General features: G+C 33.9%; 9 protein-coding genes and 1 tRNA gene. 4 read left to right on the top strand and 6 right to left on the bottom strand.

Annotated elements, in window-relative coordinates; all coding sequences use genetic code 11:
* Positions 1–2 precede the first annotated feature (2 nt).
* Positions 3–467 carry a ribosome assembly cofactor RimP gene (gene rimP, locus IWX83_RS00635; protein ID WP_196826952.1) on the bottom strand — a complete coding sequence of 155 codons (465 nt, stop codon included), beginning with the start codon at positions 465–467 and terminating at the stop codon, positions 3–5.
* A 176-nt stretch (positions 468–643) separates the two neighbouring features.
* On the opposite strand from rimP, the gene IWX83_RS00630 reads away from it, so the two are divergent.
* Complete coding sequence (locus IWX83_RS00630) at positions 644–1468, top strand: universal stress protein (protein WP_196826950.1); 825 nt, start codon at positions 644–646, stop codon at positions 1466–1468.
* Between the two features lie 116 nt (positions 1469–1584).
* Here IWX83_RS00630 and IWX83_RS00625 read toward each other — a convergent pair.
* Positions 1585–1655 (bottom strand) — tRNA-Gln (locus IWX83_RS00625).
* 238 nt (positions 1656–1893) lie between these two features.
* On the opposite strand from IWX83_RS00625, the gene IWX83_RS00620 reads away from it, so the two are divergent.
* Both IWX83_RS00620 and IWX83_RS00615 read left to right on the top strand, forming a co-directional pair.
* A complete protein-coding gene (locus tag IWX83_RS00620; RefSeq protein WP_196826948.1) occupies positions 1894–5205 on the top strand; it encodes a DUF2723 domain-containing protein in 3312 nt (1103 codons plus the stop codon).
* Positions 5206–5382: 177 nt separating this feature from the next.
* Complete coding sequence (locus IWX83_RS00615) at positions 5383–6024, top strand: polysaccharide deacetylase family protein (RefSeq protein WP_196826946.1); 642 nt, start codon at positions 5383–5385, stop codon at positions 6022–6024.
* A gap of 14 nt (positions 6025–6038) precedes the next feature.
* On the opposite strand, the gene IWX83_RS00610 is transcribed toward IWX83_RS00615, so the two are convergent.
* The 3 genes from IWX83_RS00610 to IWX83_RS00600 all read right to left on the bottom strand — a co-directional run bounded on the left by IWX83_RS00610 (position 6039) and on the right by IWX83_RS00600 (position 9326).
* Positions 6039–6335, bottom strand: a complete 297-nt coding sequence (locus IWX83_RS00610; protein ID WP_073352222.1) for a co-chaperone YbbN — start codon at positions 6333–6335, stop codon at positions 6039–6041.
* A gap of 74 nt (positions 6336–6409) precedes the next feature.
* On the bottom strand, positions 6410–7645 hold the full coding sequence (locus IWX83_RS00605; protein WP_196826944.1) for a metallophosphoesterase: 1236 nt from the start codon (positions 7643–7645) through the stop codon (positions 6410–6412).
* Positions 7646–7817: 172 nt separating this feature from the next.
* Positions 7818–9326 (bottom strand): hypothetical protein, encoded by a 1509-nt coding sequence (locus IWX83_RS00600; RefSeq protein ID WP_196826942.1) that lies wholly within the window; start codon positions 9324–9326, stop codon positions 7818–7820.
* A 356-nt stretch (positions 9327–9682) separates the two neighbouring features.
* Here IWX83_RS00600 and polA point away from each other — a divergent pair, with 356 nt between their 5' ends.
* Complete coding sequence (polA, locus tag IWX83_RS00595) at positions 9683–12526, top strand: DNA polymerase I (RefSeq protein WP_196826940.1); 2844 nt, start codon at positions 9683–9685, stop codon at positions 12524–12526.
* A gap of 85 nt (positions 12527–12611) precedes the next feature.
* Here the strand turns inward: polA and IWX83_RS00590 are convergent, their stop codons facing one another.
* Positions 12612–15212 carry a hypothetical protein gene (locus IWX83_RS00590; RefSeq protein ID WP_370568382.1) on the bottom strand — a complete coding sequence of 867 codons (2601 nt, stop codon included), beginning with the start codon at positions 15210–15212 and terminating at the stop codon, positions 12612–12614.
* Positions 15213–15220 lie beyond the last annotated feature (8 nt).

Below are 15220 nucleotides of genomic sequence, written 5' to 3'. Positions count from 1 at the left end.
AATTAAAATGTTACTGTAACAATTGCTTCTTTTATATCTTCATAAGGCAACTTAAGTTCTTTTTGAACTGTTTCTTTACCTTTCCCTACCTTTTTAGGTTCTCTTGCTTCCCAAGACAAAACTACAAAATCATCATTAGCTTCTACTAATTCTGCCTCAATTATTTCTGTCCCAGTCTTTACAATCAAAGTTCTCCCGACATTTTTCTTGTATTGCCTTACTAATTTCAATGGCGACCCAACCCCTACCGAAGCTACTTCTAAGGAATAATCTTGTTCTTCCCGATCCAAATCATTGTCTATAAAACGACTTACATTTATACAATCCTGAAGCGCTACTCCATTATCACCATCTACAGTCACAATAACCTTGAAAGCATCAGTGATAACAAGGTCTATCAAAAAAATTGATGGCTTTTCTAAAAGGCATTCTGCCAATAACGTATTTACTTTTTCTTTAAATGTCATATTTTTATAAAAAGAGGGGACATTTAGTCCCCTCATTATCTAGATTTTAATAAATAACGGTGCAAATATAGTGTTTTTTTTTATAAACTAAAATAATCACTTGGTGTAAAATAATTTCTTACCTTTAAAAGTCAATTAAAACAACCGTTTTTACCATAATTTAACACTTTCTTATTATGAAACGTATTTTAGTTCCCACCGATTTTTCTGAACATGCCGAAAAAGCTTTAAAGGCAGCAGCATTGATTGCAAAAATAACTAAATGCGAACTATTTATCTTGCATTTATTAGAAATACCGAATCAGATGAACGATGCAATAACAGGAGGCAACGGCATTCCTGAAGAAACACTGTTTTTTAAAAAAGCCAATGAAAAACTACAAAAAACCAAAGACCAACCCTACTTAGCTGGAATTTCCGTACACGCTTCCGTTCAATACGAAAGAGCTTTTAGTGGCATTTTAGCCTTTAATAAAAAAAATAAAATTGATCTCATCGTAATGGGATCTCACGGAACCTCTGGCATTGAAGAGCTTTTGCTCGGCTCCAATACTGAAAAAGTGGTGCGCCTCTCTGAAATACCAGTTTTAGTCATCAAAAAAGAGGTAGGCGAATTAAAATTCAAAAACATGGTATTCGCTTCTGATTTTTCACCAGAAACAAAAAAACCTTTTATCAAAATGCGAGACTTTGCCGCAATTTTTGAGGCAAATTTATTTTTAGTTTTTATCTGCACCCCAAACAGCTTTAAGACTACTCTTGACGCGGAAAAAATAATGAACAAGTTCATCAAGAACTACGACATTCAAAACTACTCTTTACACATTTTTAATGATACTAATATCGAAAACGGAATTGTCAATTTTTCAAAAACTATCGATGCTGATTTAATAGGACTATGCACCCATGGCAGAACTGGATTGGCTCATTTTTTCACTGGAAGCATCAGCGAAGACTTAGTCAATCATGTTACAAAACCCATCATCACCTTCAAAATCTAACTCCTGATTAACTTCCATCTTGTAAATAGCATTTATAATTTAAAGAAAAAAAATTCAATAGGAATTTCTTAAATGTATTCCATAAAAAAAGCCCCTCAAGATTGAGGGGCTTTCTGTTGGTCTACAAGGACTCGAACCTTGAACGACTGCACCAAAAACAGTTGTGTTACCATTACACCATAGACCAGCATTGCTGCTAAGCGAGTGCAAATTTAAAATAATATTTAGTTTGTACAAACTTTTTTAGCCTTTTTATCAAAAAAAATTTGCCTTAATTTGAATTTAGAACTAGGATATAATGAAAAAACCTCACAATCAACACGTTATTAAATTGCAATACTTTTCCAGAAAATAATGTTAATGCTACTACGGTTAAACAAAAAAACATTTTCTTTGTAACTTACAATTAAATTAAATTTTAGTACATGGATAAAGCAGCATTCAATTTCAATAAATGGAATACCATCATTGGTTGGCTTACATTTGGAATCGCATTATTAACCTACACTTTGACTGTTGAACCTACCATGAGTTTTTGGGATTGTGGTGAATACATTGCTACTGCAGCAAAATTAGAAGTTGGACACCCACCGGGAGCTCCATTATATCAAATGATTGGTGCTTTTTTTGCCATGTTTGCTACTGATGACACTAAAATTGCCTTAATGGTCAATATGATGTCCGTATTCTCCAGTGCCTTTACCATTTTATTTTTGTTTTGGTCCTCATCCATGGTGCTAAAAAAATTAGTTTCTCGCTTTTCAGACTCAAATTTAAAAGAGGAACCGCTTAAGCAACTAAATAAAAGTAATGAAATTGTAATATTAGGAAGTTCATTTGTTGGCGCTTTAGCTTATACATTCTCTGATAGTTTTTGGTTTAACGCTGTGGAGGCCGAAGTTTACGCGATGGCTTCTTTATTTATTGCGTTGCTATTTTGGCTGGGTTTACGCTGGGAACAAGACATGGATAAACCAAGAGGGAACAAATGGTTATTAATTATTTCTCTTGTTGTTGGACTTTCTTTCGGAGTTCACTTTATGGCGTTATTAACAATTCCTGCTATTGGTTTTCTTTATTTTTTCAAAAATTATAAAGTTGTTACTCTTAAAAGTTTTCTTATTGCCAATGTAGTAGTAATAGCTATTTTACTTTTTATTTTCAAATTACTTCTTCCTATGACCATGGGATTCTTTGGTAAAACCGAAGTCTTTATGGTGAATAGCCTAGGATTACCATTTGATTCAGGAACTCTATTTGTTACTGTTTTGCTGGTAGCCTTGTTTTATTTTGGATTAAAATACACCTACAACAAAGGTCTTGCAACTGCCAACACCTTAATTCTATGCATCCTTTTTATTCTAATTGGTTTTTCTACATGGACGATGTTACCGATTCGTGCCAACGCCAATACTGTGATTAACGAAAACAAACCTTCTGATGCTCGTGAAGTTCTTGCCTACTACAATAGAGAACAATACGGAGTAAATCCACTGTTTTACGGCCCTCAATACACCGAAGGATTTGCTGGTTTAGACAAAGACAATCCCTATCTAGACAAAGCACCCAACTACGAAAGAGATTATAAGACCAACACCTACGTTATTGTAAATAATTTCAAAAATGCAGATCAAAATACAGATGATAACCACAAAACGATTTTACCAAGAATGTGGAGTGGTGACCATATTGAAAATTATATGAATTTTACAAATCCTCCTGAGTTTAGGTTAAACCCTAATTATGCTTATGAGGATGATTTAGCTAAATACGGCATTGATCCAAGTCAGCTAAGTGAGGAAGATTATAACAAAGCTATTGCACAACTGAAAAACGAAACGCAGAAAACCATAAATGAATTCAGACAAGCCTACGCACAAAAACAAATTGATAATGAAGGGTATATTAAGTTCCTGAAAAGCTATGGTGATTATCTTATCGTTGAGAAACCTGCAACCTTGGACAATCTAGGTTTTATGGTTGAATACCAGTTTGGGTATATGTACTGGAGGTATTTAATGTGGAACTTTGTTGGTCGTCAAAATGATATTCAAGGAAGATACGATTATCTCGATGGTAACTGGCTTAGTGGAATATCATTTATAGATGAATTGCATTTAGGAAGCCAAGAGAACCTACCTTCGGATGTGTTGAATAATAAAGGACGAAATGTCTATTTCTTCCTGCCATTTATTCTTGGTCTAATTGGTTTAATGTACCATGCGAATAAAGATCTTAAAAGCTTTTATGTACTCCTTGCTTTATTTCTATTTACTGGAATAGCATTGAAAATTTACTTAAATGAAAGACCATTTGAGCCTCGAGAAAGAGATTATGCTTTAGTGGGTTCTTTTTATGTATTTGCAATTTGGATAGGTTTTGGGGTTTACGCCTTATATGAAAGTGCGCAAAAATATTTAGCCCCAAAAATTGCCGGTCCACTTATAATCGCAGCAAGTTTATTAGCCGCTCCTGTACTTATGGCTTCTCAAAATTGGGATGACCACGATCGTTCTGGAAAATACACTGCTGTTGCGATGGCAAAAGCATACCTTACCTCCTGTGACCCTAATGCAATTTTGTTTACTATTGGTGATAACGATACTTTTCCGCTTTGGTACGCTCAAGAAATTGAAAAAGTACGAACGGATGTCAAAATCGTAAATACAAGTTTGTTTATGACAGATTGGTACATTGACCAAATGAAAACTAAAACGTACGAATCGGATCCATTACCCATTTCTTTTACACACGATCAATATGTAGGCGACAAACTGGACTATGTAGCCCACATTCCTAAAATTGAAAGCCGTTGGGATATAAAAGATTTTATCGATTTTATTAAAAATCCAAAATCAACTGTTGAAATGCAAAACGGTCAAACCATTCATTTTTATCCTACGAATAAAATCAGAATTCCAGTTAACAAAGACATTATCATCAAAAACAAAGTTGTTTCCCCTAAATACAATGACTCTATAGTTCCATACATTGACTTGGACATTAAAGGCAATGCCTTATATAAAAATAGACTAATGATGCTTGATATCGTTGCCAATAACAATTGGAAACGCCCTATTTACTTTAGTGGAGGTGCATTTGATAATGAAGATTATATCTGGATGAAAGAATACCTTCAATTAGAAGGTATGGTTTATAAATTAGTTCCAATAAGAACCATCATCCCTAAAGATGGAGGTCCACTTGAAATGGGACAAATTGATGCCGATAAAATATATGCCAAAGTAATGAAATGGGATTGGGGAAATAGCGAAAGCCCAACCATTTATCATGATCCAGAGACCCGAAGAAATAGTATAACCTACCGAACCAATCTCTCAAGATTAATGAATCAGCTAATTCTTGAAGGACAAAAAGACAAGGCTAAAAACATTATCGATTTGGCGATGACAAAAATGCCAGTGGAATATTTTGAATATTATTCCTTAGTAGAACCTTTCGCAGGTGGATATTACAAAATTGGCGAAAAAGTAAAAGCACAGCAATTGCTAAAAAAACTAGTGGGTAAGTACCAAGAGAACCTCAACTATTACGGCAACCTTAAATCTTCTGAGCAGAGCAGTATTGCGACTCCTATTATTATCGACATTGAGCGCTACCGAAGTCTCTTGAAGGTGATGAAAGAGAACGGCGACCTGGATTTCTACAACACAAATAGAATCACGTTCAACACCTACATTAAAATGTTTGAACGTTTTGGCCGTGAAAAAGAATAATTTTAAGTAGAAAGTAAGACGAGGAGTTGCTTATAAATTTATGACACAATAAATGTATAAGCAACTCCTCGTCTCTTTTTAAAAATCAAGGCAGAAGTACTTAGCAAAAAATAGATTACTTCTTAGTTTCGATTAAATAAAAACAAGCATTTTATTTATGTCCCTAATTTTCAACTGATGAGCTTCTACTGGATAAAGACCAACTGGATCATAAAAAAGATATTTTCTAATTATATATGGGATGTTTCCAATACTGAAAATATCGTTTACCTTACATTTGACGATGGCCCTGTCCCTGAAGTTACAGGATGGGTTTTGGAAGAATTAAAAAAATACGATGTAAAAGCAACTTTCTTTTGCATAGGAGAGAATATCAAAAAAAACTCAGCCCTATTTAAAAAAGTAATTAATGCTGGCCACGGAGTAGGAAACCACACCTTTAATCATCTAAATGGTTGGAAAACTGAAACGGAAACTTATGTAGAAAACACAAAACGTTGTGAAGATGTCATTCAAAGCAATAGTAATTACACTTTAAAATCTAAGCTATTCCGCCCCCCTTACGGCAAATTAAAAAGAGCCCAAGCAAGGGAAATTCGAGCATTAGGATATGAAATAATTATGTGGGATGTACTGAGTGCGGACTTCGACACGACCATCGCCAAAGAAAAATGTTTAGATAATGTTCTATCAAATATAAAACCAGGGAGTATTATTGTTTTTCATGACAGCATAAAAGCATTTAAAAACCTGGAATACGTGTTACCAAAAACACTGGCTTTTTTAAAAAATAATAATTTTCAATGTGCTCTTTTATAAAATAACAAATGCTGTTACAATTGTTCCTGAACGATTCCAATAAGCGTATTGGCATCTAATTCTCCAGACTGTCTCCAGATCATTTGACCTTGTTTGTAAATCATCAAAGTAGGCAAGCCTTTGATGCGTAAGGCATCCGCTAACTCTTGATTTTTATCTACATCAATTTTTATGACTTTTGCTTTATCGCCAAGTGCAGCGGCTACATCCCTGATTACAGGATGCATTGAAACTGAAGATTCGTTCCATTCTGTGTAAAAATCGATTAACACAGGTACTTGAGTATTTATAAGTTCTCCAAATTTTGACATAAAACCAAAAATTTAATTTTTTAAAATTCACTAAAAAGAGATATTTATTTTACAAATGTAGCATTTTTAACGTATTATGCCACATTAACACCTTTTTTTAGTTCAATGACTGTTATTTCCGGCATAATACCTACTCTACCTGGGTAAGCATGAAAACCAAAACCTCTATTAACGTAAACGTATCTTCCTAGGTTTTCATATAAACCCGCCCATTGTTTATAGACGTACTGTGCCAAACTCCATTTAAAGTATCCTGGGATTTCAATACCAAATTGCATTCCATGGGTATGTCCAGAAAGTGTAAGATGATAATGTTTATCGTCATGTTGCACCACATGTTCCCAATGCGAAGGATCATGGCTCATCAAAATCTTGAAATCTTCTTTCTTTAATTGCCCTGAAGCCTTGCTTAAATCTCCGGCTTGTTTAAAATTATGACCCCAGTTCTCAACACCTACTAAGGCTATTTTATCTTCTCCTTTTTGGATAAAAGTATGTTCATTCAACAATAAATTGAAACCTATTTCCCCGTATAGGTTTTTTATAGCTTGAAAATTATCTTCTTTTGCGGCCTCCGTTGGCCACGTAACATATTCTCCATAATCGTGATTCCCCAAAACCGAATATTTACCATATTCGTGCTTTTTAATTTTATTGAATGTTTCTATCCAAGGATGCATTTCCTTTGCATCCGTATTCACGATATCGCCTGTAAACAAAATGAGATCTGAATTTTGCTCATTTACCAAATCAATGGCATAATTAATTTTTTCTGGATTATCAAAACTTCCACTGTGAACATCTGATATTTGAGTAATCGTAAAACCATCAAAAGCATCTGGTAAATCAGGGAAAAAGATGCGTTGTTTGATTACTTTATAATTGTATTTTCCAACGGTTACCCCATAAATTAATGACAGAAAAGGGACTGCTGCTAATCCCAGTCCTATTTGACTCACAAACTTTCTTCGGGAATTAAGGAAATCTGCACTCTTGTCATAATCGACAAAAAAATTAACGGATCCTACACACAGCCTGTAGATATCTTCCCCCATTAATGTAAAAGTCAATATTAATTTTGGAACATAAACAATAAGCAACAAACCCATGGTAGACATCATTTGTTGCGTTTGCCCTACACTACGGTCAAATTGCATTAAAGAGTAGACAATATATACTAAAAATAAGAGGCTAATAAACTGAATTGAAAACAATGCTGGCTTTGATTTTATCAAAGTTTTTAATACTTGAAAGGTGTAAAGCTCAATAATGAGAAGGACTAAACACAAGAATACGATACGAAAGATCATTATAAAAAAATTTTTAACAAAATAACAAAACAATTTACTGAAATGGTTTTTTATTAGTTAAAGTTTAACGGTTGATTAAAGCGTAAAAGCGCTGTTAGGTTCAAAATTATTCAACAAAAATAAAAACCGCATTACTTTAAATTTCAAGTAATGCGGTTTTTAGATTGTATTTTTATTTGATGGACATATTATAAGAACGGAAAGTAAGTGTTTTATCCGTACCTGTCAATCTCGCCGCATGTAATTCAATATAGTCACCCGCATTTACTTGTATAATACCCGTCACAGGAAAACTTTGCATAAAGCCTGAATTGGAATCTATATATGTCTCCGAAGAAGTTATTATACTTGGAACGCCCGACGATGTAAATTTAACGAAAAAAAACAAATAGTCAGTAACACCTGATCCAGCAGCCTCGAAAGACATTGAAGTAGTAACAGATATAGTTCTTGTTTTTTTCCCCGAATAAACTATTCTATTATTAACTGGAGTACTCATTCTATACAAATTCGTAGAAACAGTTGTTCCAGGCACCTTGTAGGAAATATTAGGAGTAGGGAACGAAATAGTTGGAGAAGTACCCGTTCTGTCCAAATATAAATTGCCTGATGCAAAGGAATCTCCCTCATTTGGTATCCCCGTGCAGCGTACAGCCCAAAAGTTATTAAAATTATAACCACTATAAGTACCTGCTGTATAAGCTTTAACATATCCAGCGGTATTCGTTCCAGTAAAAACAACCGCTTCAATGACAGCATCTCCATTTATTGTTGGGTTAGTGGACACGTCAAAACCAATACTTGACCCGGAAACTTCACTAAATCCTCCTTGCTTGGCAACTTGTTCAAATGTACCAACAATTTTCTCATAAGTTCCAGAATTACCCAGAGGTAAACCGCCTCCAAACCAACCCGCATTATTAATCAATAATTTATTGATGTTTTCATAAATGATCCCATTTGTATTACCTACATATTGTACAATACTCACAAATACTAGTGAAAAACCTTTGATAAGTCCAACATTAGCTGAGCTTGCTACAGTACAGTCCCTAAATATCAAGTTTTGATTTCCAGCTCCAGTAATATTAAAAACATTACCACCAGTCCCAGATGCTACTAAAGTCAGCACTCTTATTGAACCTCCTGTTGTCCCCGTAAAGAGATCTCCACTTGCTTTAACCAATTTATCATCGCTCGAATCTAAACCAGCAACATACGCATTATTTAACTCTATAGGAAAATTGACAATTATCGTTCCGTTAATCTCATAATATGTACCACTATCTAAAACATATTTTATACCACTTCCTGCTGCTAATTCTGTCGCTAAAACTGTCGCTAAAACATCTGAAGATTTGATGCGCTTGAACTTTAATCTACCTGTAGTGGCACTATTGATTACATTCCATGAGGTTATTGCTGAATTGTAGTGGTAAAACGATTTCAAATCGATGTCATAAACCATTAATCCATCAGCTGGCGACGCAATAGCCGTTCGTTGTGCCGTTGTCATTCTAGGGGTCAACATTCCTTGAGTTGTCGATGAAACATCTAAAACAGAACTTGCGTTTGGTGTTATCGTGCCTATGCCCACCTGGCCAAACACATTTGTTGTTATTATCATGAAAAATAACAAACAGGCTTGCAAAACCTTTGTAGTAGCGTAATTTTTTTTCATAATAAATAAAATAAAAGATTAAATAATAGAGAATAAAATGGATTCTCAAAACCATTTAGTAAAATTAAACAATATGTCGATTAAATACATATTATGTCGACCAAATACACGTTTTTAATTATAACATATTATTATTCTTATATTTTAAAATAAATTAAAAATAGCCATTTGCTATTTATAGCTATTTTCTTTCGAGCGAAACAATACGGAATAATAACTAAAAAAATACACACTAATTTAATTTTCATTAGTTTGAAATTAGTTTGTGTTGCAGATAAAAACAGAAATTTTTCAAACCAGCTCTCCTTTATCTCACAAGTTTTGTACTTTTGAAAACTTTACAAAAATCACATTTCATGTCACAACAAAAACGCCTGTTCCTTCTAGATGCTTATGCCTTAATCTTTAGAGGATATTATGCTTTCATAAAAAACCCACGAATCAATTCTAAAGGAATGGACACTTCAGCCATCATGGGATTTATGAATTCGTTGATGGACGTAATAAAAAGAGAAAAACCAGATCATTTAGCCGTCGCTTTTGATAACGGCGGAAGCCAATTAAGAAACGAGATTTTTCCGGCGTACAAAGCACATCGCGATGCTACACCAGAAGCCATAAAAATTGCCATTCCCTACATTCAACAGTTGTTGAAGGCCATGCACATTCCCATAATTGAAGTCAAGGGCTTTGAAGCCGATGATTTAATTGGAACTATTGCCAAGCAAGCCGAAAAACAGAATTACAAAGTCTTTATGGTAACTCCCGATAAAGATTTTGCACAACTGGTTTCTGAAAATATATTTATGTACAAACCTGCCCGAATGGGTAATGGAATAGAAATTTGGGGTGTTCCTGAGGTTTTGGCAAAATTCGAAATTGAAAGACCCGATCAAGTAATCGACTTCCTAGGTATGATGGGTGATGCAGCCGATAATATTCCAGGACTTCCTGGCGTAGGTGAAGTTACTGCTAAAAAATTCTTGAAGGAATTTGGAACCATGGAAAATCTTTTAGCTAATACCGATAAGCTAAAAGGTAAAATGAAAGAAAATATTGAAGCCAACAAAGAAAAAGGATTATTATCTAAAACGCTAGCGACAATTATCATTGATTGCCCTGTCGTTTTTGACGAGACAGATTATGAGTTATCCACTCCTGATGTTGAAAAAACAGATGCACTATTCAATGAATTAGAGTTCAGAAGAATGGCCGAGCAATTTGATGCCATTTTCAAAAAAGGAGGTACTGCAACAACCAATTCTAATCCTGTTGACGAAACCAAATTATACAAAAAACCACAGCCAAAAAACGAAGATCAGTTTGATCTATTTGGCAGTGCTATAGCAGATGATTCCTCAGAAGAAACGCGCCATCAATTTTATAATACTTTAGAAAATACGGCTCATTCGTATCAAATTATTCAAGGGGATTTAGGATTGAAATTGCTGTTACAAAATTTGCAAAAACAGTCTTCAGTTTGTTTTGATACCGAAACAACCGGACTTGATGCTTTACATGCCGAATTAGTGGGAATTTCGTTTTCTTTTGAAAAAGGAAAAGGATTTTATGTTCCATTTCCCGAAAATCAAGAGGAAGCACAAACTTTAATCGACAAATTCATTCCATTTTTCGAAAATGAAAGCATCGAAAAAATTGGTCAAAATTTAAAATACGATTTAAAAATCCTTTCCAATTATAATATTACCGTAAAAGGAAAATTATTCGACACCATGATTGCCCATTATCTGATTAATCCGGATATGCGTCATAATATGGATATTTTAGCAGAAACGTACTTAAAATATGCGCCACAATCCATTGAAACTTTAATTGGCAAAAAAGGGAAAAACCAGAAATCAATGCGTGATGTTGCATTGGAAGAAATAAAAGAATACGCCGTTGAAGATGCTGATGTAACCTTGCAACTTAAGGAAATATTCACTTTGGAATTAGACAAAACTGGAACTAAAAAACTTTTTGAGGAGATCGAAATTCCGTTAGTAAAAGTCTTGGCTGATATGGAAAAAGAAGGAATTCGGTTAGACGTTCCCTTTTTGAAATCCTTATCACAAGAATTAGACACCGACATCAAAACGCTGGAAGCAACTATTTTTGACATTGCAGGCGAAAAATTCAATTTGGCTTCTCCAAAACAATTGGGAGATATATTATTTGAAAAACTGAAACTGGGTGGAGCCAAACAAAAGAAAACTAAAACGGGTCAATATGCTACTGGCGAGGAAATCCTTAGTTTCTTGGCAAAGGACAACGAAATAGTTTCGGCTATATTAGATTGGCGTTCCTTGATAAAACTTCAAAACACTTATGTCGAGGCTTTGCCTTTACAGGTAGATGCATTGACAAAGCGAATACACACAGATTATATGCAAACCGTGGCAGCAACAGGGCGTTTAAGTTCAACCAATCCAAATTTACAAAATATTCCTATTCGAACAGAACGTGGGCAACAAATCAGAAAAGCATTTGTAGCCCGTGACGAAAATTACACTTTGGTTTCTGCCGATTATTCTCAAATAGAATTGCGTGTCATTGCAGCGTTAAGTGGTGAAGAAAATATGATCAAGGCATTCCAAAATCATGAAGACATTCATAAATCTACCGCTTCAAAAGTCTTTAATGTACCGCTTGAAGAAGTGACTCGCGAACAACGAAGTCACGCCAAAACGGTAAATTTTGGAATTATTTACGGGGTTTCGGCTTTTGGTTTGAGCAATCAAACCAACTTATCTCGCAAAGAGAGCGCTGATTTAATTGAAGCTTATTATCAAACCTATCCAAGATTAAAATCCTATATTCAAGAACAAATAGATTTCGCTAGAGAGAACGGTTATGTGCAAACTATCCTTGGTCGTCGTCGTTATTTGAAAGATATCAATTCGCAAAACGCAATTGTTCGTGGTGGTGCAGAACGAAATGCGGTGAATGCGCCGATACAAGGAAGTGCTGCTGATATCATTAAAATTGCAATGATAAATATCCATGAAAAACTAACTTCTGAAAACTGGAAAAGTAAAATGCTACTTCAAGTACATGATGAATTGGTATTTGATGTACACAATGATGAGCTTGAAAAAATTCAACCGTTGATCAAACATGAAATGGAAAATGCTTTTAAACTAGATGTTCCTTTGGACGTAGATTTAGGAGTTGGAAAAGATTGGCTCGAAGCGCATTAAAATTATCTTCCTTTATACTCATAAAAAAAATCTCTAATGGTTTTAAATGATTAGAGATTTTTTTTGTTGATAGTTGTTTTCAAAACTAGAAATTCCAAGAAAAAGTTACCAGAAAATATCTTGGCAGTAAAGTGCTTCTAAAAATAATGGTAGAATAATCGTTATTCTGAATTTGCTCAAAGTTTTTTTCATTAAATAAATTTTTCAATTCCACACCTATCCGCCACTTATTCTGCTTGGCTTGATAATCGAATCTACTGTTTAGAAATAAAAAATCTACACTTTTATCTTCACTATTTGGAAGAAAATAATCCGCAGAAGCAGTCCATTTCCATCGTTTAAACGGACGCACCAAAACGCTAAAGGTTTCTTGAAAGCTAGAATTAGTGAACTGTTGCTGTTGACCTTGACTTTTTGCAACTGAATTTTGAAAAATAGAAGTACTTTCGAAATTCAAAGCAAAGTCAAATGCAGTTTTAAAGAATAATTCATTTCTAAAAAAATTAATTTCATTACTTCTTAATTCCGAATTATTTACAATGTTTTTAAAATTAGAATAATTGAAGGTGGAAGTCAATTTATATGTAGATTCTAAAAACGGAATGTATTTTGAAACTCTCAGGTTTGCAGATAGATCGTTTGTCCATTCCGGCAAAAAGAAATTATTAATTATGGTTGTGTTTTCTGTAATAATTGCGTTAGAAAAGAAGTTTCCCTTAACTTTTTGGAAATTAATATCGGCAATAAATTCAAATTGATTAAACAAATCATTTCTTGTATAATCTAGGCTGTAAAGTTGCCTTTTTTGTAATTCAAGCGAAGGTGTGTTGCTGTAACTAACTCGGTTATTAACAAGTATTAGATTTTGAAATAAGAAGGCTTCAGAATTATTCAACTGCTTATACCCCATTGATGCATTCAAACTTGCTAGGGTCGAAATACGGTAGGAAGCACTTAAACTGGGCTCAAAAATAAAATTCCGTTGTACATCATTTTGATTTGTAACATCATCATTCCTATTTTGCAACAAGTAACGAATGCTGCCACGAGGAGAAATACGCCACTTACCTTTGTTAAAATGATAATTAGTGGATAGAAAAATAGATTGTTGCACATAATTAAATCTATTTGCGCTATTCTGATTATTATCTGATATTAAATTGGAACTAAATGGATTTTCATCTAAAATAGATCCTAAATTAAACTCGTATTTATTTTTTTTGATAGCGCCAAAAAATTTAAAAGCCCCTTCTAAATAATTTTTTCTAAAAGCACTTTCTTGCGTATCAATTCCATTTCCTGAATTAAAAACTGATGGGGACAAAGCCAGTTTTTGGGGACGATAATTGGTAGCTTGATAAAATGAGCCTTGAATTGCTTTGTTTTCGCTTAACTTATTTGTCCACAGCAAGCGTTGCCTAAATAGTATATCCCTAGATGTTAAATTAGAACTAAACACATCCATTTCGTTTCTAAGAATATTGATTGGTGTCGTTATACTTTCTTCCTTTATTCTGGAGGTATATTCCAATGAAGAATTTTTGGACATAGTATATTTAATTTCTAAGTCACCTCTGTACTGTTCAGGCTTTTTAATAATGGAAGTATAATCTGAGGTAGCAAAAGATTGATTGTTGATTTGAAATTGGTTTTCAACTAATTCATTCCTGACTATTCTATCCCTAATGTAATAACCGTTTGTTTTTATACTTAATTGTTTTCCTATTTTAAAAATGCTATTGAAATTACCGAAAAATTGGTTGTTAATATTCGCCCTTTCATTTCCCAGAGCACTAGAAAACATTGTTTCAGGTATTATTTTCGTGGCATTTATGTCCCGCTCACGCAATTCCTCTGGGTTTAAGTTAAAACCTGAATAATCAAATGGTGAAGTATTTTTCCCGATGGTATTGTAATTTAATGTACCAAATGATTTAAAATTTTTAGTGATTCCTAAAAGGGTGGCACTGTCATCATGCGCAATCTTTCCTTTATCGAAAAGACCTAATCCAGAGGTTATATCACCTGAAAAATCCAGCCGACCCTTCTTTAAGGTCAAATTCAAGGAAACCTTATCGTTTTGTTCTATTCCTTTAAGCAAAGCGTTTTCTGCATAATGATCGACCGCCTGCACTTGGTCGACCATATCTACATTGATGTTTTTGGTTCCAACTGTATAGTTGTACCCAAACAAATTATCACCTTCTAGTGTAACAGTCTCTATTTCTTTTCCCTTATACTTTATTTTACCTGAATTAGGCTCTACAGTTATACCAGGCAACTTTTTTATGATATCGTCTATCTTTCTTTCACTCCCGTCACGATATGCTTCCACATTATATTTTACAGTATCCTCAACTATTTCAAATGCTTTTTTCTTAGCAAGAATAACTACTTCTTTCAGATTTATTTTTTGCTCATTTAGTATCCTGAATTCTAGGTTATAATTCTTAAGCAGTTCAGGATTTTCTATTACTTGCGTTGGAATTACAAATCCGTTTACTTGTACCTCGACCACGATTGCAGTGTACTTTTTTTTTAGAGAAATCGTAAAAACACCCTTTTTTACAGGAGTAAATTCCTGAATAAGTGTTGTTTTAGCAGCATCTTTAAACAACACATTAGCTGTATTGATAAGATTGTTATTTGCATCATACACACGACCGTTAATTATTTGCCCTGACACACTAAAAC

The organism is Flavobacterium sp. CG_9.1 (assembly GCF_015751645.1).
In the GTDB taxonomy this organism is placed as follows: Bacteria; Bacteroidota; Bacteroidia; order Flavobacteriales; family Flavobacteriaceae; genus Flavobacterium; species Flavobacterium xanthum.
The sequence above is the reverse complement of the archived record's forward strand: the minus strand, read 5'-3'. Positions and strand labels throughout refer to the sequence as shown.

What these genes read in the sequence shown, in the direction of transcription:
- rimP (WP_196826952.1), bottom strand. Translation starts at nt 467, where the DNA reads ATGACATTTAAAGAAAAAGTAAATACGTTATTGGCAGAATGCCTTTTA.
- IWX83_RS00630 (WP_196826950.1), top strand. Translation starts at nt 644, where the DNA reads ATGAAACGTATTTTAGTTCCCACCGATTTTTCTGAACATGCCGAAAAA.
- IWX83_RS00620 (WP_196826948.1), top strand. Translation starts at nt 1,894, where the DNA reads ATGGATAAAGCAGCATTCAATTTCAATAAATGGAATACCATCATTGGT.
- IWX83_RS00615 (WP_196826946.1), top strand. Translation starts at nt 5,383, where the DNA reads ATGAGCTTCTACTGGATAAAGACCAACTGGATCATAAAAAAGATATTT.
- IWX83_RS00610 (WP_073352222.1), bottom strand. Translation starts at nt 6,335, where the DNA reads ATGTCAAAATTTGGAGAACTTATAAATACTCAAGTACCTGTGTTAATC.
- IWX83_RS00605 (WP_196826944.1), bottom strand. Translation starts at nt 7,645, where the DNA reads ATGATCTTTCGTATCGTATTCTTGTGTTTAGTCCTTCTCATTATTGAG.
- IWX83_RS00600 (WP_196826942.1), bottom strand. Translation starts at nt 9,326, where the DNA reads ATGAAAAAAAATTACGCTACTACAAAGGTTTTGCAAGCCTGTTTGTTA.
- polA (WP_196826940.1), top strand. Translation starts at nt 9,683, where the DNA reads ATGTCACAACAAAAACGCCTGTTCCTTCTAGATGCTTATGCCTTAATC.